15 protein-coding genes are annotated in these 20,374 nt (G+C 67.6%); 2 read left to right on the forward strand and 13 right to left on the reverse strand.

Annotated elements, in window-relative coordinates; genetic code table 11:
- Nucleotides 1–6: 6 nt before the first annotated feature.
- The 5 genes from NO930_RS08430 to gatC all read right to left on the reverse strand — a co-directional run bounded on the left by NO930_RS08430 (nt 7) and on the right by gatC (nt 4,598).
- Complete coding sequence (locus NO930_RS08430) at nt 7–564, reverse strand: Mut7-C RNAse domain-containing protein (RefSeq protein ID WP_256403121.1); 558 nt, start codon at nt 562–564, stop codon at nt 7–9.
- Nucleotides 565–2,385, reverse strand: a complete 1,821-nt coding sequence (locus NO930_RS08435; RefSeq protein WP_256403122.1) for a DNA polymerase/3'-5' exonuclease PolX — start codon at nt 2,383–2,385, stop codon at nt 565–567.
- A gap of 70 nt (nt 2,386–2,455) precedes the next feature.
- Nucleotides 2,456–2,962, reverse strand: coding sequence for a DUF5797 family protein (locus NO930_RS08440; RefSeq protein ID WP_256403123.1), 507 nt, complete (start codon nt 2,960–2,962; stop codon nt 2,456–2,458).
- Nucleotides 2,959–4,260, reverse strand: a complete 1,302-nt coding sequence (gatA, locus tag NO930_RS08445; RefSeq protein WP_256403124.1) for an Asp-tRNA(Asn)/Glu-tRNA(Gln) amidotransferase subunit GatA — start codon at nt 4,258–4,260, stop codon at nt 2,959–2,961. The genes NO930_RS08440 and gatA overlap by 4 nt, the downstream gene beginning before the upstream one ends.
- On the reverse strand, nt 4,260–4,598 hold the full coding sequence (gene gatC / locus NO930_RS08450; RefSeq protein ID WP_256403125.1) for an Asp-tRNA(Asn)/Glu-tRNA(Gln) amidotransferase subunit GatC: 339 nt from the start codon (nt 4,596–4,598) through the stop codon (nt 4,260–4,262). Before gatC ends, gatA begins: the two co-directional genes overlap by 1 nt.
- A 194-nt stretch (nt 4,599–4,792) precedes the next feature.
- Between gatC and NO930_RS08455 the strand changes: the two genes are divergently transcribed.
- The gene (locus NO930_RS08455; RefSeq protein ID WP_256403126.1) at nt 4,793–5,965 is read left to right on the forward strand and encodes an MFS transporter; all 1,173 of its coding nucleotides are present in this window, start codon (nt 4,793–4,795) and stop codon (nt 5,963–5,965) included.
- Between the two features lie 127 nt (nt 5,966–6,092).
- On the opposite strand, the gene NO930_RS08460 is transcribed toward NO930_RS08455, so the two are convergent.
- From NO930_RS08460 to NO930_RS08490, 7 genes are all read right to left on the reverse strand, one after another.
- Entirely contained in the window at nt 6,093–7,247 is a 1,155-nt protein-coding gene (locus NO930_RS08460) for a pyridoxal phosphate-dependent aminotransferase (protein WP_256403127.1), read from the reverse strand.
- A gap of 27 nt (nt 7,248–7,274) precedes the next feature.
- Nucleotides 7,275–7,679, reverse strand: coding sequence for a 6,7-dimethyl-8-ribityllumazine synthase (ribH, locus tag NO930_RS08465; RefSeq protein ID WP_256403128.1), 405 nt, complete (start codon nt 7,677–7,679; stop codon nt 7,275–7,277).
- A gap of 89 nt (nt 7,680–7,768) precedes the next feature.
- Entirely contained in the window at nt 7,769–8,734 is a 966-nt protein-coding gene (locus NO930_RS08470) for a hypothetical protein (protein WP_256403129.1), read from the reverse strand.
- Nucleotides 8,735–8,973: 239 nt separating this feature from the next.
- Nucleotides 8,974–10,500, reverse strand: a complete 1,527-nt coding sequence (locus tag NO930_RS08475; protein ID WP_256403130.1) for a PGF-pre-PGF domain-containing protein — start codon at nt 10,498–10,500, stop codon at nt 8,974–8,976.
- 107 nt (nt 10,501–10,607) lie between these two features.
- Entirely contained in the window at nt 10,608–14,528 is a 3,921-nt protein-coding gene (locus tag NO930_RS08480; protein ID WP_256403131.1) for a CARDB domain-containing protein, read from the reverse strand.
- A gap of 4 nt (nt 14,529–14,532) precedes the next feature.
- Nucleotides 14,533–17,610, reverse strand: coding sequence for a surface glycoprotein (locus tag NO930_RS08485; RefSeq protein ID WP_256403132.1), 3,078 nt, complete (start codon nt 17,608–17,610; stop codon nt 14,533–14,535).
- A gap of 558 nt (nt 17,611–18,168) precedes the next feature.
- Nucleotides 18,169–18,801 carry a DUF7504 family protein gene (locus NO930_RS08490; RefSeq protein ID WP_256403133.1) on the reverse strand — a complete coding sequence of 211 codons (633 nt, stop codon included), beginning with the start codon at nt 18,799–18,801 and terminating at the stop codon, nt 18,169–18,171.
- 140 nt (nt 18,802–18,941) lie between these two features.
- Between NO930_RS08490 and NO930_RS08495 the strand changes: the two genes are divergently transcribed.
- A complete protein-coding gene (locus NO930_RS08495; protein ID WP_196219603.1) occupies nt 18,942–19,088 on the forward strand; it encodes a DUF7550 family protein in 147 nt (48 codons plus the stop codon).
- Between the two features lie 119 nt (nt 19,089–19,207).
- On the opposite strand, the gene NO930_RS08500 is transcribed toward NO930_RS08495, so the two are convergent.
- Nucleotides 19,208–20,365 carry an ABC transporter ATP-binding protein gene (locus NO930_RS08500; RefSeq protein ID WP_137784348.1) on the reverse strand — a complete coding sequence of 386 codons (1,158 nt, stop codon included), beginning with the start codon at nt 20,363–20,365 and terminating at the stop codon, nt 19,208–19,210.
- Nucleotides 20,366–20,374: the final 9 nt, after the last annotated feature.

A 20,374-nucleotide genomic window follows, 5' to 3' on the forward strand; every position in this document is an offset into this window, starting at 1 on the left:
CGCGCGTCAGAGCGCGTCGAGCCGAGCGCCCACGTCGTCCCAGTGGCTTCCCTTCCAGAACCAGCGGCCGCAGTCTCGACAGCGCCACCCCGGCCTGTCGACGGCGACGTCGTCGGGAACGTATTCGGGACGGTCGACCGGACGATCGGTGGAGCCGACGTCGGCTCTCCGCTCGACGCGCTCGACGGACCCGTTGCAGGCCCCACAGCGCGTCGGTTCGTCCGCGAGTTCGACGGGGAACCCGGCGGCCCGTAACTCGCGGAGCTGACCGATCACGTCGCGCTCGGTGAGCAGGACCGCGTCACCGCCCGCATCCGTCACGCTCTCCTCCGCGTTCCCGGCCTGTTCCGCGCGAGCGACGAGGTCGCGGTCGCGGGTGACGAGGGTTCGGTCCTCCTCGGCTGCGAGCGCCAGCATCCGGTCGTCGGCTTCGACGCCTCGATCGAGAGCGTACGCCGCGTCGTAGCCGCACATCCGGAGGTACGTCGCGAGCGAGCCGCACATCGCGTCGAGGAGGACCCGCGGCGGCCCCTCGCCGGCGGGAGTCGGCGGCTGCGGCGGCATCTACGCGTCGAGGAACGCCAGCAGATCGTCGAGCGAGCGCGCGTTGAGCACGTCCGCGGTCTCGGCCCACCCGCGGCGAGCCGTGTGGACGCCGTACCGGACGTTGTCGAGCTCCCGGGGCGCGTGCGCGTCGGTGTTGACGGCGATCGTCGCGCCAGCCTCCATCGCCGCGCGTACGAACCCGCCGTCGGCGTCCAGCCGGGCGGGGTTCGCGTTCACCTCGATCGCGGTGTCGGCCGCGGCGGCCGCCTCGGCGACCGATTCGACGTCCGGGTCGAGCCCCGGTCGCTCGTTGATCAGCCGGCCGGTCGGGTGACCGAGCACGTCGACGTGAGGGTGTTCGACCGCCCGGACCAGTCGCTCGGTCGCGCGATCCGCGTCCTGTCCGAGCCCCGAATGCGGCGAGGCGACGACCAGATCGAGGTCGGCGAGCGTCTCGTCGGCGGTCGAGAGGTCGCCGTCGGCGTCGATGTTGGCCTCGATCCCGTGGAGCACCTCGATGCCGTCGACCTCCGCTGCCACCTCGGCGACCGCGTCGGCCTGCTCGGCGATCTCACTTTCATCGAGGCCGACGCCACCGACCATCCCGGGACCGGTCGCGTGGTCGGTGACGACGTGGTACTCGTACCCCCGCTCTGCGGCGGCCGCGACCATCTCTTCGATCGCGAACCCGCCGTCGGACCAGTCGGTGTGCGTGTGGAGGTCGCCGCGGATATCGTCGCGTGTGAGGAGGTCCGGAAGCTCCCCCTCGGCGGCGGCCGCGACCTCGCCGGTGTCCTCTCGGAGTTCGGGTGGTATCGGGTCCAGATCGAGCGCCTCGTAGACGCCGTCTTCGGTCGCGCCCGCGACGCGCTCCCCGGCGCGGGTGGCGGTCGCCTCGGCTGGGTCGTCTCCGGCGTCGTCGTCTCCGCTCTCCGCGTCCGCGTCACGGTCTCCGTCCTCCGCGCCGTCGACGCCGCTCACGTCGAACAGGCCGTACTCGTTGAGCTTCAGTCCCCGCTCTATCGCTCGGTTCCGGACCGCGACGTTGTGCGCGCGCGACCCGGTGAAGTACTGCAGTGCCGCGCCGAACTCGTCGGGATCGACGATCCGGAGATCGACGCGGGTACCGTCCGAGCGGACGCTCGCCTTCCCGGTGCCCGCCTCGATCGTCGCGTCGGCGTCGGGCCACGCGGTGAACGACTCGACTATCGGCTCGCGCGCGTCGCTCGCGACGAGCAGGTCGATATCGCCGATCGTCGCCTTCCAGCGACGGATCGAGCCGCATACCTCGGCGGCCGCGACCGCGTCGAGCGCGTCGAGGTACGACAGCGCTGCGTCGGCGACGGGGCGAGCGTCCCCCAGACGGGTGCGTTCGCGCGACTCGCGCGCGAACGGGACGTTGTCGAGGATGTTCTGCTCCGTCGTCGCGCCGAACCCCGACACCTCCCGTATCTCGCCCACCTCCGCCGCCGATTCGAGTTCGTCGAGCGTCGTGATTTCGAGCGCCTCGTACAGCGATCCGACCGTCTTCGGGCCGACGCCCTCGACCGCGGTCAGCGCCGCCATGTCGGCCGGAAGCTCCGCGCGAAGCTCCTCCAACTCCCCGATCGATCCGGTCTCGACGTACTCCACGATCTTCGCCGCGATGGCGTCGCCGACGCGGTCTATCTCCGCGACCGCGTCCTCCCCGTCGGCCGCGAGCGTCTCGACGGCCGCGGGGTGCTCGCGCACGTTCTCGGCGGCGCGGCGGTACGCGGTCGGCTTGTACTCCACGCCGGTCGCTTCGAGTAGGTCGGCGAACTCGTCGAGGCGGTCGGCGACCTCGTCGTTCCGGCTCATTGGCCGTCCGTTCGGCCGGCCGATACTTATACCGCTGCGTCGCCGGGTCGCCGCCGACACGCGCGCCGGCTCACTCCGCGATCTCGACCGCGACCGCGTCGCGCTCGACCGCGAGTTTGAACGTCGGGACCGTCCGGTAGACGACCTCGACCACGTTCTTGCGTTCGAGGCTGCGGAGCGCGCGCCGCACCGCGTCGACGTCCGGATCGATACCGAACGCGTCGCGGACGGCGTCGAGCACGGCGACGACCGACTGCGAGCGCTCGTCGGGGCCGGCGACCACCTCGAACACCCGCGCCTCCAGCTCGGGGACGCGGATCGTCTCGGGGACGCCGCCCTTCGCGACCGCGTCGGCCTCGATGCCGGGCTCGACGTCGACGAGGTCGTTCGCCTCGACCGTCGACCGGATCAGGCTGTCGTCGTCGCGGTAGTAGTACTCCTTGAGGTGGTTTTCGAGGTACTGATGGACCTCACTGCCGCTCTCGAGTTCCCACGCCTCCTGCAGTTCGCCGTTCTTCGTCGGCTGCAGCCGGACCACGTCGGCGAGCCGGCTCAGCTCCTCGTCGGTGAGGCTCATCGCCCCTCGACCGCGCTCGCCGCGCGGATCACCGTCCGTTCACCGAACTTCGGCCCGACGAGCTGGAGCCCGACAGGGAGCCCGTCCGCCTCGCCGGCGGGGACCGAGACCGCGGGGAGGTTCGCGAGGTTGACGGGCGTCGTGTTCGCGTCCGCGAGGTACATCCGCAGCGGGTCGTCGAGGCTCTCGCCGAGTTCGAAGGGGAGCACCGGCATCGTCGGCGAGGCGATCACGTCGACGTCCTCGAAGGCCTCGTCGAAGTCCTGCCGGACCCACGCGCGGGCGTCTTGGGCCTTCTCGTAGTACTTGTCGTGATACCCCGCGGAGAGCGCGTACGTTCCGAGCAGGATGCGGCGTTTGACCTCCGGGCCGAACGCCTCGCGGGTCTCCGCGAACGACTCGTTCCAGTTCCCGTCGCTCTCGCTCCGGTGGCCGTACCGGACGCCGTCGAAGCGAGCCAGGTTCGAGGAGGCCTCCGCCATCGCGATCACGTAGTACGCCTGCACCGCGTGCTCGACCGAGGGCAGCGAGATTTCGGTCGTCTCCGCGCCCTGCGCCTCCAGGTCCGCGATCGCGGCCTCGACCGTCTCGACGACGCGCTCGTCAGCGCCGTCGAACAGCTCCGTCGGGATCCCGACGGTGAGCCCGTCGACGTCGCCGTCGGCGGCCGCGGCGTAGCTCGCGTCGGGGTCCGCCCCCTCCACGTCCGCGAGGTCCCGCGTCGTGCCGTCGTTGGGGTCCGGGCCGGCGATCACGTCGAGCGCGGCCGCCGCCTCCTCGACGGTCCCCGCGATCGGGCCGATCTGTTCGAGCGAGTTCGCGTACGCGATCAGCCCGTATCGAGAGACCAGCCCGTAGGTGGGCTTGATTCCGACGACGCCGCAGAAGGCGGCCGGACAGCGCACGGAGCCGCCGGTGTCGGAGCCGAGCGCCACGTCCGCCTCGCCCGCCGCGACCGCGGCCGCGGACCCCCCGGAGGAGCCGCCCGGGACGCGCTCCGGGTCGGCGGGGTTCCGCGTGGGACCGAACGCGGAGGTCTCCGTGGTCGTCCCCATCCCGAACTCGTCCATGTTCGTCTTGCCGACGACCGTCGCGCCGGCCTCGGTCAGCCGCTCGACGACCGTCGCGGAGTACGGCGGGACGTAGTCGGCGAGCATCTCGGAGCCGCAGGTCGTCCGGATTCCGTCGGTCGAGATGTTGTCCTTGACCGCCACCGTCTTGTCCGCGAGCGGCCCGTCGGCGTCCGCGTCGCCGTCGATCGTCGCCTCGGTGATGAAGGCGTTGTGATCGTCCGCCATCACGACACCTTCGGCCCCACGAAGAAGCCGTCCTCCGTCTCGGCGGCGTTCGCCAGCGCCTCCTCCTGGGTGAGTCCCTCCTCGATCTCGTCTTCGCGCATCACGTTTATCAGGTCCTCCTCGCGGTCGGTCTCGGGGACCTCATCGAGGGCCTCGAAGGAGTCGAGGATGTCGCCGAACTGGTCTGTGAACGCCGCGACTTCCTCGTCGTCCAGGCGGACGCGAGCCAGTTCCGCGACGTGACGGACCTCGTCGGCGTCGACGGCCGCGGCGGCGTCGTCGCCCTCGGCGGGCGTCTCCTCGGCCGCCTCGTCCGTCGACTCGGACGTATCGCTCATACGTCGAGGTGTCCCGGACCGGGAGTAAGGGTTTCGGAACGCCGCACGGCCCGGCCGTCGACGCGCGGCGCGTGTCCGACCGCTATCGGAGGGTACATTTCACCGCGCCGGAAAGGCGGGTGCATGTGTCGGGGTAGGCGACGGGTCGTCGGCGTCTGCGGACGATGCGACGATCCGACGGGGTGGAGCGGCCCATGAACTGGCAGTACCGCCACACCGTGTTGGCGCTCTGTATGCTCGCCTTCTTCGTGACGTACTTCGCCCGGCTGGCGATAAGCCCCGTCGTCCCCTTCATCGTCGACGACTTCGCGGTGTCGAACACCGCCATCGGAGCGGCGCTGTCGGGCATGTGGCTCGCCTACGGCGTCTCGCAGTTCCCGAGCGGCATCCTCGCGGACCGGTTCGGCGAGCGCCGGGTGATCCTCGTCGCCGTCGGCGGCTCGGCGGCGATGAGCGCCCTCCTCGCGTTCGCGCCGGTGTTCCCCGCCTTCGTGCTCGTGGCGGTCCTCCTCGGCCTCGCCGCCGGCCTCCACTACGCGGTCGCGACGACGCTGCTCTCGCGGACGTTCGACGAGCTCGGCACCGCGGTCGGGCTCCACTCCGTCGGCGGGCCGCTCGCCGGGCTGACCGCCCCCGTCGCCGCCGCGTGGATCGGCGTCAGGTACGGGTGGCGGCCGGCGGTGGCGCTCGCCGCCGTCGTCGGCGTGCCCGTCTTCGTGCTGTTCGTCCGCGGCGTCCGTCCGACCGAACCCCGCCGACCCGACCAGCCGATGCGCGACCGGCTCAAGCTCGCCCCGCTCGTCGAACTGCTCTCGCGGCCCGCGATCCTGCTGCCGCTCTTCGTCGCGATGATCGGCACGTACGTCGTCCAGGGGGTCATGTCGTTCCTCCCGACGTTCCTCGTCGCGTTCCGGGACTACTCGCCGGGGACCGCCGCCGCGATCTTCTCCGCGTTCTTCGTCGTCCGGACGGTCGCGCAGGTCGCCACCGGGAAGGCGGCGGACCGGTTCGGCCGCGACGCCGGGATCGGGATCTCGATCGCCGCCGGCGCGGTCGGTGCCGCCGGATTCGTCGCCGTCCCCGGCGTCGCCGGCGTCGCGCTCGGCGTCGTCGGTGCCGGGCTCGGCTCCAGTTTCTTCTCGGCCATCGACCCGCGGTTCATGGACGCGCTGAGCGACACCGAGCGGGGCGCGGGCTTCGGGCTCGTCCGCACCGTCTACACGGTCGTCGGCTCGACCGGTTCCTTCGGCGTCGGACTGGCCGCGGACCTGTTCGGTTGGGGCGTCTCTTTCGCGCTGCTCTCCGGGCTGTACGTCGTCGCGCTCGCGGTGTTGGTCGGGAACAAACTGCTCGGAACGGGGTACTGAAACGGCACTCGATGGAGAGGAACCCCCGCCGCGTCCCGGTCAGCGGCTCGTCGGCGGTCTGCCGGTCTACAACAGGTCGTCGGCGATTCGCCAGTTCTACAACAGATCCTCGGCGGTCTGCCCGGCTCTACAACAGATCGTTCGCGACGAGCCGGTCGACCGCCTCGCGGAGCCGCTCCGCGCTGGCGGCGTAGGAGATGCGCGCGTATCCCGGTGCGTTGAACGCGCTTCCCGGGACGCACGCGACCGAGGCCTCCTCGATCGCCGCTTCACACCACGCCTGATCGTCCTCGTCGACGGGGAGCATCATGTAGAACGCACCGTCGCCGACGTCGACGTCGATCCCGTGTTCGTCGAACAGGTCGACGAGCAGGTCGCGCCGGTCGGCGAACGCCTCCCGCATCTCCGCGACGGCCTCGTCCGTGTTCTCTAAGGCCTCCACGCCGGCGTGCTGGACGAAGTTGACCGCACACGAGACGGAGTGCGAGTGGAGCTTGCCGGCCTCGCCGACGAAGTCGCCCTTCGCGTGGATGTAGCCGAGCCGCCAGCCGGTCATCGAGTACGCCTTCGAGAAGCCGTTGACCGTGATCGTGCGGTCGGCCATGCCGTCGAGGCTCGCGAGCGAGACGTGCTCTGCGTCGTAGACGATCCGCTCGTAGATCTCATCGGAGATCACGGCGATGTCGTGTTCGACGGCGAGGTCGCGGACGCCCTCCAGGGCCGTCTCGGAGAAGACGGCACCGGTCGGGTTCGACGGGGAGTTGACCACGAGCAGCTCGGTGTCGTCGGAGACCGTTTCGGCGAGCTCGTCGAGCGCGGGCTCCAGCTGGAACCCGTGCGGAGACAGATCCACGCGGGAGAGGTCGCCGCCCGCGAGCTTCGTCATCGCCTCGTAGGAGACCCACGCCGGGTCGAGGAGGACGACCTCGTCGCCCTCGTCGATCAGCGTCTGGAACGTCTCGTACAGCGCCTGCTTGCCGCCCGGCGTGACGATGACCTCGTCGGCGTCGGCGTCGATTCCGGTCCCGCGGAGCTTCTCCGCTATCGCCTCCTTGAGCTGCGGGATCCCGTTCGAGGAGGTGTAGCCGGTGTGGCCGGCGTCGAGGGCGTCTTTGCCCGCTTCGACGATGTTCTCCGGCGTGTCGAAGTCGGGCTCGCCGACGGACAGATCGACGATGTCGGCCCCTTCGGCCTCCTTTTCGGCGGCGAGGTTCGATATCGCCAGCGTCGCGCTGGGTGCTACGCGTTCGATGCGGTCCGAGAAGTCGTATGCGTCAGTCATTGTCGTGTGTGAATCGGAGTCGGTCTGTCAGTCGAGTTCTGTCGCGAGGTCGATCGCGGCGTCGGCCGCGTCCGCGCCCTTGTCGATCCGCTCGCGCGCTTCGGCCCCGGACATCCCCGGACCGCTCACGCCGAACGTGACGGGGGTGTCGCGGTCGAGGCTCACCTCCGTGAGCGTCTCGGCGGTCGCGTTCGCGATGACGCGGTCGTGGTCGGTGTCGCCGGTGACGATGGCTCCGACGACGGCGACCGCGTCGACGTCGTCGCGGCGAGCGAGCCGGTCGGCGGCCAGCGGACTGTCGTACGCGCCCGGCACCGACAGCTCGTCGACGACGACGGCGTCGCGCGCGGCCGCCGCCTCGCGGGCCGCCTCGGCCATCGGCTCCGTGACGGAGTCGTTGAACCGTGCCACCACCAGTCCCAGCGAGACCATACCCGTCGGTCACACGGGAGGCGTCAAAGGTCTGCCGTTCGACCGGCGTCTCGGCCTCCCGCTCGCGAGCCGCCGGACTCCTCGATCGGTCACGGCGCGGCCGGCAGGTCGCGCCACGTCGTCTCGTCTCGGTCCGCGAGCAGCGAGACGTGAACCACGATGAACGCCAGCGCGTAGCCGAGGAAGTGGACGTACACGTTGACCCGCGGCCCGGTGGCCGAGACGGTCGGGAACCCGATGAACGGATACGCGAGCAGCACGACGACGGCGACCGCGACCAGCTCGCCGCACCCCGGCCGAGAGAGGATCCGCCGAAGCGTCACTCGCGGCGGTTCGTGCCCGTCGCCACGACCGCGCTTCGGGGAAGCGTCCCGGTCGCGGGCGGCGGCTCGGCCTCGTGTCTCGGCACGGTCGCGGACCGCCTCGCGTCCGTACGGGAGCGCGAACGCGACGCTGGCGACCCCGACGCCGGCGGAAACGACGGACACGGGCAGCGCGATGAGAGCGATGTACGCGATCGAGACGAAGAACTGGCCGGGCGCGTACCGTCGCCACCCGACGCCGAACCGCTCGTCGATCGCGAGCGGTAGGACGACGGCGATATAGCCGAAGAAGGCCATGTTGACGCCCGAGAAGCCGTATCCGATCGCGTTCCGCGGGACCGCGAGGTTCAGCCCGGAGAGGACGAACGGGAACGCGAGGAGAAACGTGGCCGCGGCGGCGAAGAAGAGCCGCCGCCGCCCGGCCAACAGGCTCAGTCCGTACGCGACCGACGCCAACAGCGCGAAGCCGACCACGTTTCCGACGAGGTGGGGCACCGTCAGGTGGACGTAGTGGGCGGTAAACGCCGTGGGAAGCGTCGGCTCGGTGTACGAGAACGCGGCCGCTCGTTTCGTCGACTCGGGCAGCGTGAACACCGCGAGCAACACGGCGGGGACGACGAGAAGCGCGGCCGCATCGGCGACGACACGGGTCGTTCCCGCGCGTGTCGCCGACTCGGATCCTCCGGTGTCTGGCCCCTCGTGTGCCGGTTCCCCGCAGTCCGTCACTGTCACATGCGGAGAGACGCACGCGACCGGTTTAGCTGTTCGTCGCAAATTATCTCGACTGATTTCTGTGGTCGCGGCGGGTCACACACCGACCGACACAGCCGCGCATCCGTCCGAATTCCTTGTTTCGCTGATAACTGCCGCCGCGGCTGGAGCTATCGATCCAGCGATCGACTCGGAACTCGGTCACGAACCGACGCGGCAACGGTTCAGAAAACGACTCGAAAAACCGATCGGTTCCGTCCTCAGCGGAACGGGTTCTTGTCGTTCGACCGCCGCCGGCGACGCACCGCGACCGCGGCCGCGGCGACGACCACTAGGGCGATCAGTCCGCCGATCGCCGGGAGACCGAGACCGGCCGGCTCCTCGGTCGGTTCTCCGTCGTCCGTCCCGCCGTCCGTGCCGTCGCCGGCGTCCGTGCCGGATTCGACGACGAGGTCTGCGGTGGCGGTGTCGGTCTCGCCGGCGTCGTTGGTGACGGTGAGTTCGACCGCGTACTCGCCCGTCTCGTCGATCGTCGCGGTCGCGGTCTCGCCGGAGAGCGACTCCCCGGCGACCGACCAGTCGTACGCGACGATCTCGCCGTGTTCGGTCGTCGAGCCGCTGCCGTCGAGCGTGACCGTTTCACCGGCGGACGCCGTGCCGGGGTCGACCGCCGCGGCCGCCTCCGGCTCGCTCACCGCGTTCACCGCGAAGTACGAGAACCCGGGCGTTTGGGCTTCGAGCGTCACGCCATCAGCGGTCTCCTCGGCGACGGTCGTGTCGAGCGTCTCCCACTCGCCGCCCGACAGCCGGGTGACCCGGAGTTCGTCAGCGGTCGCGTCCGTCTCGTCGAGCCGGTCGGCCGAGACCTGCATGCGGATCGTTGCCGGCGCGTCGGTCGCGTCGTCGGGGACGGTGATCTCAGAGACCTGCACCGCGGTGCCCGGCGACGGGGTGACGTCGGCCGGTTCGGACGTCTGTGTCGTCACGTCGACGGACCCCTGCACGTCTGCGCTCTCGAAGGCGACGGACTCCACCGGCGCGCCGGCGTCGAACGTCGCCTGCGCGCCCTCGCCGCCGTCGGCGGCCTCGATCGACGCCTCGGCGCTCTGAACCACCGATCCGTCGCCGCTCGGCTCTGCGTCGCCCTCGTCGACTGCGGCCGCGCCGCCCCCGCCACCACCGCCACCACCGCCACCGCCGCCGCTCGCGCCGTCGCTTCCATCACTACCGTCGCTACCGTCGCCTCCATCGCTTCCATCGCCTCCATCGCTTCCATCGCCTCCGTCGGTCGCGACACCCTCGAACGAGAGGCTCACCTCGCGCACGTCGCCCTCTTCCCACGTGACGGTCGTGTCTGCTGTCACGTCGCCGACCCGGAACTCGACCGTGTCACCGGAGTCGGGCTCCTCGACGGTGAGCTTCTCTTCGAACGGGCCGGACCCGCCGAACGACCCCGCCTCCTCGACGGTGATCGTGTCGTAGACGGTGCCGTCGACGACCGCCTCGATCTCCGTGCCGGGTTCGGCCGGCTCGCCGTTGACCGTCACGTCGCCGTAGTAGGACGCCGGGACGGCCTCCTGTCCCGCGGCGAGTCCGGGGACGGCGGCCGTCGCGACGAGCACGGCGAGGAGGACGATCACCCCCGCGTGGAGCCGCCTTCGGAGTGGTGTTCCGGTGGCTCGCGTGGCTCGCGCTGCGAGCCCGCGGACGGTCGCCGGCGCGCGGGCCGTGCGCCGCTCTGTGTCTGTCGATCGCGTCGTGCGGTTCGAGGGTGTGGGATCTGTCATCGGTTGTGTTTCGTGTGGTCGTTCGTTCGGGCGGTTCCTCAGTCGGGCCCGTCGGACGGGCGATCGCGACCTGCGACCCGCATGCCGCCGGTCGCAGGCGGTCCGGATCAGCCGTTTCGGCGGACCCAGACGACCGTCGCGGCCGCGAGCAGCGCGAGAGCCACGAGCAGCGCGATCGCCGTGGTCCCGAGCCCCGCGGGCTCGTCCGTCGGATCTCCACCGTCCGTTCCGTCACCGCCGGTCGCGCCGTCGCCGGCGTCTGTGCCGGAGCCGACGACGAGGTCGGCGGTGGCGGTGTCGGTCTCGCCGGCGTCGTTGGTGACGGTGAGTTCGACCGCGTACTCGCCCGTCTCGTCGATCGTCGCGGTCGCGGTCTCGCCGGAGAGCGACTCCCCGGCGACCGACCAGTCGTACGCGACGATCTCGCCGTACTCGTCTGTCGAGCCGCTGCCGTCGAGCGTGACCTCGTCACCGGCGGACACCGTGCCGGGGTCGACCGCCGCGGCCGCCTCCGGCTCGCTCACCGCGTTCACCGCGAACACGGAGAAGCCCGGCGTCTCGGCTTCGAGCGTCACGCCGTCCGCGGTCTCCGCGGCCACCGTCGTATCGAGGGTCTCCCACTCCCCCTCGTTCAGCCGGACCGCGGTGAGTTCGCTCGGTTCGGCTCCGATCGCGTCGAGTCGGTCCGCCGAGACGCCGAACTCGATCGTCGCCGATCGGTCGGTCGCGTCGTCGGGGACCGATATCTCCTGCACCGTGACGGCCGCGCCCGGCGGGTTCACGTCCGCCGACGCGGGGTCGACGTCCGAGACCGCGACCTCGCCGACCTGATCCGTCGAGTCGAACGCGATGGACTCGACGTTTTCGACCGACTCGAACGCCGCGACCCGCTGACTCTCTTCGAAGTCGGCCGAGGGCGTCACCGTCTCGGTCTCGACCGCGTCGAGTTCGAGCGAGTCGGCCGGGTCCGAATCGAACCCGATTCCGCCGCCACCGCCCCCTCCGCCGCCGGAGGAGACGGGGTCGGTGTCGTCGGTGCCGTCGTCGTCCCCGTCAGTGCCGTCACCGGTCTCAGTCGGCTGTTCGATCGAGACCGACTGCGTGACCTCGTCGTCGTCGGTCGAGACGACCACCTCGATCGCTCCCGTGGCGCCCGTCGCCGTGTCGACCGATACCGGAATGGCAGCCGTGCCTCCGTCTGCGAGTTCTCGCACACCGGTCGAGTCGGCGTCTTCCGCACCGTCGACGAGGACTTCGACGAGCTGTGCGGCCTCCTGTCCGCCGACGTTCTCGACGACCGCGGTGACGGTCGCCGTTTCGCCGGCGGTCACCGTGGTGTCCGATTCGCCGGCATCGAGCGAGACGTCGAAGAACGCCGCCGCGGGCTCGACGACGATCGCCTGTCTGACGACCGTGTCGCCGCTCGCGACGCCGATCTCGGAGACGCCGTCCTCGCCGAGCGCGACGTCAGTGAACTCCACGGGGGCACTCGCTCCACCGTCGAGGGTACCGGTTCCGCTCGTGTCGAGCACCGCGTAGTCGTCTCCCTCGGTTCCGGTCACGTCGTCGCCGAAGCGAAGCTCTATCTCGTCGCTTCCGGACGCGTCGCCGACGTTCTCGACGGTCGCCGACACGTCGACGGTGTTCCCGGACTGCACCCGGTCCGGCGCGTCGAGTCCGGACACGCCGAACTCGGCGGGAGCGATCACGCTCCCCGTGACCTGCGCGTCGTCATCCCCGCTGGAGACGTTGAGCGTCAGGTCATTCGTCGTCGATTCGGGCGTGTACGACAGCGAGACCCCGTCTGACTCGCTACGGTTGAGCTCAACGATCGTCTCGTCCAGCGTCGTTCCCGAACCGTCTTCGAGCGCGATCGTCTGCCGTCCGCTGGCGTTTCCGTCGTTCTCGATCGTCGCGTCGACTGTCAGCGTCTCGCCGGCGACGGCCTCGAAGTCGGCAGCCGGTGAGTCGATGCCGACGGAGAAGTTGGCCGGCTCGACCGAACCATTGAGCTGGTTGCTCGTGTCGACGCTGGAGACGTCTGTCGCCGCTGTAATCGGTGAGAGCCGGGCGGCTCCCGACGCGAAGATCGGAGCCCGAACCTGCGATTCAGCGTTTCCAAGCGCTGCTGCAGTCGGTTGACCGCCGCCGGCCCAGTTCCGGGTCGCGTTGAACGTTTCGTTTCCGACGTTACTCTGATCACCGACGACGCGGATGTCGACGCCGTTGTCGCCAGTGAACTCCGTCTCGGAGTCGTCGAAGTTGTTCCGCACGGCAAGGCTATCGCCGAAGTTTGCGCTGGTGTTGAGTTCGATACCCGCGGTGTTGGCGTCGGCGTCGTCAGTCCGCGTCAGGATCGTGTTCTCTCGGACGTTCGCCCGAGCGTCCTCGTTGAGCGCGATCCCGACGTCGGCGGTCCCCGAATCCGGTTCGAGGACGTTCGCCGTGACCTGCACGCCGGTCGCGTCGATGTCGACGACGGTGTCCGCGCCGTCGACGGTGAACTCGTTGTACTCGACCGCCGCGCCGGTCGCAGCCGAACCGACGTCGACGCTCGTGGTCTGGCCGGCGAACGCACTCCGGCGGACCGCGGCGTTCGAGCCGCCGACGTCGACGCCGGTAGTGAATCCGTCGACGGTCACGCCTTCGACCGTCGCACCGTCACCAGCGACCGCGATCGCCGTGTCCGGGTTCGTACTCTCGTTTTCCGACACCGTCAGTCCGGAGACGGTCGCGTCGGACTGCAGCGTGAACACTGGGTTGTCGTCGGAAGCCGGCTCGACCGAAATGCCATCGGTAGCGGCTTCGACGGTGACGCCTTCGGTGACGTCGACGTTCTCGGTGAACGCGTCGCCGTCGGGCGAGGCGACGGCCACCGTGTCGTCTCCATCGACCGCCGCGTCGACGCCGGACTGAATGCTCTCGTAGTCGACGTCGAGCGTCTCTTCTCGCGTCGCCGTGCTCTCGCTGCCGGCGGCGTCTTCGGGGATCGACGCGCTCGCGTCGAGCGTGTGCACGCCCGCCCGCGGCGCGTCCTCGATCGTCGCGGTGACCGAGACCGTTTCGCTGCTGGTCCCCTCGTCGGCGCTCGCGTCGACCGACACCTCCGCGGACTCGTCGACGACCGTGACGTCCTCGTCGCCGAGCGCGAAGTCGACGGTGACGCTTCCATTGCGCTCGCCGACGTTCTCGACGGTCGCGTTGAGCGTCACCTCGTCGCCCTGCGCGGCCTCGTCGATCTGGCTCTCGCCGTCCGTGATCTCGAACTCCGTCAGGTCGAACGCCGGCGGGTCCGGCCGCTCGATCACGACGGTCTGGCTCGCGCTCCGGTCGGCGGTCGCCACGGTGACCTCGGTTCCGGGCGCGTCGCCATCGTCGGTTTCGACCGTGAACTCTACCGTCTCGTTCTCGGTCGGATCGAGGTCGACGGTCGTCTCGTCCGTCTCCTCACCGCCGACGAGAAGGTCGACCGTCCCCTCGCCGCTCGCGGTGCCGATGTTCTCGACCGTCGCCGTCACCGTGAACGACTGTCCGGCGACGATCGCGTCGCCTGAGTCGGGCGAGATATCGTCGATCGACACGTCGAACACGGGCGTCGGCTCGTCGGTGGCGGCGAGGTCGAGTTCGCGGACGTCGCCGGCGCGCCACTCGATCGTGCGCGCCAGTTGACCGTCGACGAGGAAGCTCACCCGCAGGTCGTCGGGGTCGTCGGCGGTTCGATCGACGACGAGCTTCTCGTCGAACAGGTTCGGTCCGCCGAACTCACCCAGCGCGTCCTCGCTGACCGTGATCGAGTCGCGAATGTCGCCGTCACCGGCGGTCGGGTCCGCACCGGGCGCGTGCGCGACCGCCTCGATCACGGTCCCCGGCGGTGCAGGGGCACCGTCGACGTCGACGGTGCCGTAGTACGACGCCGGCTCCGCGGCGTCCGGTTCCTCGGTTTGGGCTGTCACGCTCCCCGAGACGGCCACCATGGAGGTGACCATGAGGACCGCGACCAGCACCGCTGCGATGCGTTTTCCGTGCATTGGTCTATTCGTCAGTGTTCTCTTCCGCGAGAATCGCGTCTGGATTCTCGTAAATGAGTTCTGGCGGGTAGGCGAACTCCGGCGGGTACCTCGGATCTATCGGCACCGGCGGGTACTCTGCTTGAGGATCGTTCGGATAGACCACTTCGAAGACGTATTCCTCTACGGACTGATCCTCTGCGTATCCGGTTGCCAGCTGCGCGTCGGAGTTCGGTTCGTCGTCGACGAAGATCCACGTTCCTTCGAATGCACCAGTGTACACCTCACTCGGCGGGAGTTCTTCCCCTTCAGCGAGTCCGGGCTGGCTCGGCTGTGCCTGTAGCTGCAGGTCGTTTTGCACTTCTGCACCGGCGATGTCCAGCGTGCTCGAATCGAAGCCGACGGTGCCGCCGGTCGCCACTAGGTTCCAGCCGTTACTGAGTGAGACGGACTCCGGCGTCGCGGCCTCGTTGTCGACGTTGGTTTCGATTGGGACGGTCACCGTCTCGTCTATCCCACCCTCGCTGGTGAGCACGACTACCTCGCCAACGCTCGGCACGTAGTCTCCGCTGATATCCTGGTATTCACCGGCTTCGTTGTCGTACACGAAGGCGTTCCCGCTGATGTCCATCTCACCGAAGATCTCTCCGACGGACTCGTCCGGCCGAGCCGAGAAGCCGACGGCAAGCGCACGCGATCCGTCGGACTGTAGCTCGAGAACGGAACCGTACTCAGAGATGTTCCGCGGCGAATCAGCCGCAACGTTCTCCTCGGACGTCGTCAAGACGGGATCGTAGACGACGTTACCGGTGACGTTAGGCCCGTCTTCGCCGAAGTAGTTCAGCGGTGCGAACATCGGACCTCCGTCAGGTTCCTTGTTCACGATGTCGAGATCGTTGTTGAGGAAGTCGTTCTGCGTGGCTCTGACATCGCTTGCGTCCGCGTAGCCATTTTTGTCCTTTCCGTCGATGCCGAGCCCGATACCGTCATATTCCGTCGCAGTGACGTTCTCGATCGTGTTCCGGCGGAGCGTCACGTCGTCAGGCACGCCCATCTCGACGCTGGACGGCGTCGACACGACACCGTACGCCCAAGCACCTTCGATATCGCTGAACGTCGAGTTGGTTATCGAAACGTCATCGACCTCGGCTTGGAGTTTCACCCCGTCTGCACCGGCCGCGGTCTGCGTGACGTTTCGGACGGTGAGGTTGTCGAACGTGATCCCGTCTATCTCGTCACCGTTGTCATAGTACTTGACGTGAACTCCTTCAACGGTGCTTCCGGTGCCGTGCCCGTGCACGTCCTCGACGACCACGTTGCGCAGCGTAACGTCGCCGTCTAAGTCGTCGAAGCCTCCTGCGTTTCCTATGAAGATGCCTTCTACCTCACTGGATCCACTCGGTGCGCCGTTTTGAACAGTGAGGTTTGTGACAGTAACCTCATCGACGGGGATATCAATGCGTCCGTCGATGACTGCCGAATCTTGGCCGTCGACGGTGACGTTCGGCGTAGATACGGTGATGTTCTCGCTGTGGACACCGGACTGAATAATGACAGTATCACCGTCTTTTGCTGTACTCACAGCCGACTGAATACTGGAGAACTCTTCGCCGTCGACCGTCGCTGCGACAGCGACCTCGCCGCCTTCGCCAACAGGTGCGTCGAGCCACGGATTGACCTCTACATTATCGGTCACTGCATCACTCGATGGTCCAGTTGATGATCCCCACCAGTTGGAAGTAGCATCTACGTCAGTATCACTCGTTCCGTAGACTGCATAGACTGACGGCCCGTCAACATCGAAGTTATTGTTGGTAACATTTACTTCTCCGGTTGTCTGGTACGCCAGAACCGCTGTCGAAGCTGATTCTCCTTGATCGTCGCTCTCATCAAGCGTAGCATCGAATGTGTTCTGGGTTATCGTTGCGCCTTGCACTCCATTGTTGTCAGCTCCAGACACGCTGATCGCATTCGCACCATCTCTCGGTAGGAAATTCTCAAATGTAAATCCAGATATGGTTGTCCCATCTGCATACACTTGTATAGCCGTCGTAGACTCAGAGTACCCGCCATCTGCAGTTACGTTGATAGTCGCATCATTACCCACCAGTTCCATGTTCTCTGAGTCGAGGATAATCGACTCCTCGATATCATATGTTCCTTGCTCGACATAGACTGTATATCCAGTATCTGCGACCCCGACTGCATCGTTAATTACGCCCTCTTCGGTCACGCCGGCGAAGTTAGCACCCTGAAGTAGGACTGTTTCAACGCCGTCGTTGGCATCAGCAAGGGCAGAAAACTGCCCATTAGCCTCCGTTTCACCGTTAACAGTCACATCCTGATTGGTGAGTTTTATCGTCGTTGTTCCGGGGTCAGCGTCAGTGAAATTGTTGTTTCTGATGGTTAGACTGCCAGAAGAAGTTGACCACAGTGCTTCTGTGATTTTCGGCCCCTTGAATGTGTTATTTAGTATTTCGACAGATCCATCTCCCCCGTAAGCGATCACAGTATCGTCAATGGTGTTGTTCTTTATTAGCAGGCCGTCACCGCTACCAGAAATAAATCCTTGACCGTTAGCACCTTCATCAGAGTAACTCACGGTGTTATTGATTGCCTTGCCGCCATTACCGTTGAGTATAATCCCACTCGGGACACTTCCTCCAACACCACGAGTATCAACCTCAAATCCTCTGATCGTGACATCGGTTGCACTTTCGGCGACTTCGATATTCGGTGTTCCACCTGGTCCACTGAAGTCATCTGGAGCCCTAATCACCGGCTTGTCGACACCTTCCAGAGTCAAGCCACTAACATCAACTGTGACTATTTCCCCGTAGTTTCCGGAGCCAACAACGATGCGTTCAGCATCAGGTGACTCGTCTGCGGCATCGATTGCTGCTTGAATGCTATCATAAGGGCTTTCTCCGAGTTCCGTACCACTACTGTTGAGGAGAAGGACCTCTCCCTCTGCTGGGGTCACTTCTCCTTGCGCCGCCGCACTCCCCGCCAACCCACCGACGCCGACGGCGACCATGGACAGTACCATGATCGCCGAAAACAGCACCGCCTGCGCTCGCTTCCGGCGCGACGCTCCCGTCATCGCGCATCACTCCCGTTCCGTCGGGAACGCCGTCGCTGTACCCCTGTCTCGTACCGCCGATTTCGTGCTGTCATCGTTTGTCGTGAATCGTCAGCGGCGTGACCGCGATCGGATATCCCCCCGGATGTCCGACGCAGCCGAACCGTCCGCCGCCGATACATGACAGTCAGTTAGCTACTATAATATGAAACTACCGGAGGTGGGGAATTTCGGAGACTGCGAGCGGACGATCGCGGGTTTCGGGGCTCGTGCCGCCATCACAGGTGTCAGACACGCTTCGCTGTGTTTACATGTAGTTTCGGTGTGAAATTAATCTGAGCATACATGGTTCCCGGCGGCGGTCGATCGAGCGTCTGCGGCGGTCCGATCGAGCGCGGTTCGAGGTCCGCCGAACGTGAAAATTCGATGAAAAGTGCGGTAGACGAGCGTATGACACGCCGTGGCGTGCGATTCCGTCATACCGAACGGCCGTCGGCTCCGAGCGGCCCGCCGTCGACGGAGCGCTCGCGCGCGGTGCTCGCAAAGCGGCGTGGCGACCGCCTCGCGATCGGACAGAGCTCAGATCGACCGCCACTCGGTCGGGGCGGGATAGCGGACCCGACACTCCCTCTCGTCGCCCGCGCGACGCGTCTCGATCACTCGCTCGAAGACGGGAACGAACTGTTCTATCGTCTGCTCGTCGTGTGCGCCCGCGTCGATGCCGACGACGACGGGGTGACCGGCCGCGGTGGCCTTCTGCACGACGATGTGGAGGAACCGGAACACGCTGGAGGCGTCGGCGTACGCGAGCAGCGGCGAGACCGTGTCGATTCCGACCGCGACAGACTCCTCGTCGCGTTCCTCCACGCACTCCGTGAACTTCGTGCCGATGGAGGTGAGGTTGCTCGGGTGTTGTGCGTACTTCGTCTCGTCGCCGTCGTCCGCCGGTGACTCGCCGATAGCGTTCGTCACGCAGTCGACGACGACGGGGTCGTCCACCTCGCTTTTTGCGGTGTCTCCCGCGGCGGTTCCGGCGGCCGCGGCGGCCATCCGTCGGTGCGTCGAGCGCGCGGCCCCCGCCGGCTGACGCGTCGAGACCAGAACGGGGCGCTCCGACCGCTCGTGAAGCGTTCGGTGGAGCACCCGCCGCCGCCCCGACAGTACCGGACCTGCGACGAGCACCGACTCGGCCTCGCCGACGAGCGAATCCATCAACGAAACTGAATTTCACGCGCGATAACTAAACCTTTCCGTGGCGGCCGACGGTGCCGCGAGTTCGCTCCGGCGGCGGCGTTCGACGCTGCCCGGCCCGTTCAGGTGCGCTTATGTATCCCCCGGTCCGACACGCGGGTATGGACGATCACTCCGAGCCCGACCCGGACAAGCGCGTGACCGCCCCTATGCAAGAGTTCGGCAGCCGCGAGGTCGGTATCGGCGCGGCCGTCACCCTCGTCGGACTCCTGGTCGCGTACGTGCTCCCCTTCCTGTTCACCTTCTGATCCGGTCACCTTCTGATCCGGGTACACCGCTTTGAACCCGCCGTTTAGGCAGTCGTTAAAAGTCGTGACCGACGTTTCCGTGCGTCCAGCGAACTCCGCCGCTACAGCGAACTCCGTCGCTACCTCGGGTACCACGCCAGCGGGTGGTCGGCCGACAGCTCCAGCGTGACGGGCTCGTCGAGGTCGAACTCCTCGACGTGGTTGTGCAGGCAGTGGACCGCGTCGCCGGAATCGAGCTCGACGCGGTAGACGAAGGAGGGGCCGACGTACTGTCTGGAGACGATGACGCCGTCGGCCAACTCGGCGCTTGCCGGGGTCGCTCGGAGGTCGTCCGGGCGGACCAAGACGTCGACCGGCGCGCCGTCGTAGACCGTGTCGTACCCCTCCAAGGTGACGGCGTCGAACCGACCGATCTCCGTCTCGACGTTCCCGTCGTGGAGGCGGCCCTCCAGGAACGACGCGCGGCCGAGGAAGGAGGCGACGAACTTCGACTCGGGCCGCTCGAACACCTCCTCGGGGCGACCGACCTGCTCGATCTGCCCGTCGTTCATCACGGCGACGCGGTCGGAGATGGACAGCGCCTCCTCCTGGTCGTGGGTGACCGAGACGGCGGTGACGCCGGCCTCCTTCAGGATGCGGCGCACCTCCTCGCGCATCTCCACGCGCAGGCGCACGTCGAGGTTCGAGAACGGCTCGTCCAAGAGGAGGACCTCGGGTTCGGGCGCGAGCGAGCGAGCGAGCGCGACGCGCTGTTTCTGTCCGCCCGAGAGCTGGTCCGGCGTCTTCTCCCCGTGGTCGGTCATCTCGACGAGTTCGAGCAGCTCGTCGACGCGCGCTTCGGTCTCCGTCGCGTCCGCGTCCTCCAGCCCGAACGCGATGTTCTCTCGGACGGTGAGGTGCGGGAACAGCGCGAAGTTCTGGAAGACGATACCGACGTCGCGCGCCTCGGGCGGCACGAGCGCGCCGTCGCCGGCGACGGTCTCGCCGCCGAGGACGACGCGGCCGTCGGTCGGCTCTTCCAGTCCCGCGACCGTGCGAAGCGTCGTCGTCTTCCCGCAGCCGGAGGGGCCGAGGAAGGTGAGCAGTTCGCCGGGGCGGACGTCGAGCGAGACGCCGTCGACGGCGGTCTCCGGGCCGAACTCCTTCCGAACGTTCGACAGCGACAGCACCGGGTCGGACGACTCCGCGGTCGCCGGCCGCGTCGCGTCGGGCGATCCGCTCGCCTCCTCGCGTTCCCCGTCCGACTGCGTCGTTCCGACTGATTGCGTTTGAGCCATCGGTGTGGC

Source organism: Halorubrum salinum (assembly GCF_024494575.1).
Taxonomy (GTDB): Archaea; Halobacteriota; Halobacteria; order Halobacteriales; family Haloferacaceae; genus Halorubrum; species Halorubrum salinum.

Bases quoted from the DNA above. Each gene is read 5' to 3' on its own strand.
- NO930_RS08490 (WP_256403133.1), bottom strand. From the start codon at position 18,801: ATGGATTCGCTCGTCGGCGAGGCCGAGTCGGTGCTCGTCGCAGGTCCG.
- NO930_RS08435 (WP_256403122.1), bottom strand. From the start codon at position 2,385: ATGAGCCGGAACGACGAGGTCGCCGACCGCCTCGACGAGTTCGCCGAC.
- NO930_RS08480 (WP_256403131.1), bottom strand. From the start codon at position 14,528: ATGCACGGAAAACGCATCGCAGCGGTGCTGGTCGCGGTCCTCATGGTC.
- NO930_RS08455 (WP_256403126.1), top strand. From the start codon at position 4,793: ATGAACTGGCAGTACCGCCACACCGTGTTGGCGCTCTGTATGCTCGCC.
- ribH (WP_256403128.1), bottom strand. From the start codon at position 7,679: ATGGTCTCGCTGGGACTGGTGGTGGCACGGTTCAACGACTCCGTCACG.
- NO930_RS08430 (WP_256403121.1), bottom strand. From the start codon at position 564: ATGCCGCCGCAGCCGCCGACTCCCGCCGGCGAGGGGCCGCCGCGGGTC.
- NO930_RS08440 (WP_256403123.1), bottom strand. From the start codon at position 2,962: ATGAGCCTCACCGACGAGGAGCTGAGCCGGCTCGCCGACGTGGTCCGG.
- NO930_RS08485 (WP_256403132.1), bottom strand. From the start codon at position 17,610: ATGACGGGAGCGTCGCGCCGGAAGCGAGCGCAGGCGGTGCTGTTTTCG.
- NO930_RS08500 (WP_137784348.1), bottom strand. From the start codon at position 20,365: ATGGCTCAAACGCAATCAGTCGGAACGACGCAGTCGGACGGGGAACGC.
- gatA (WP_256403124.1), bottom strand. From the start codon at position 4,260: ATGGCGGACGATCACAACGCCTTCATCACCGAGGCGACGATCGACGGC.
- NO930_RS08495 (WP_196219603.1), top strand. From the start codon at position 18,942: ATGGACGATCACTCCGAGCCCGACCCGGACAAGCGCGTGACCGCCCCT.
- NO930_RS08475 (WP_256403130.1), bottom strand. From the start codon at position 10,500: ATGACAGATCCCACACCCTCGAACCGCACGACGCGATCGACAGACACA.
- NO930_RS08460 (WP_256403127.1), bottom strand. From the start codon at position 7,247: ATGACTGACGCATACGACTTCTCGGACCGCATCGAACGCGTAGCACCC.
- gatC (WP_256403125.1), bottom strand. From the start codon at position 4,598: ATGAGCGATACGTCCGAGTCGACGGACGAGGCGGCCGAGGAGACGCCC.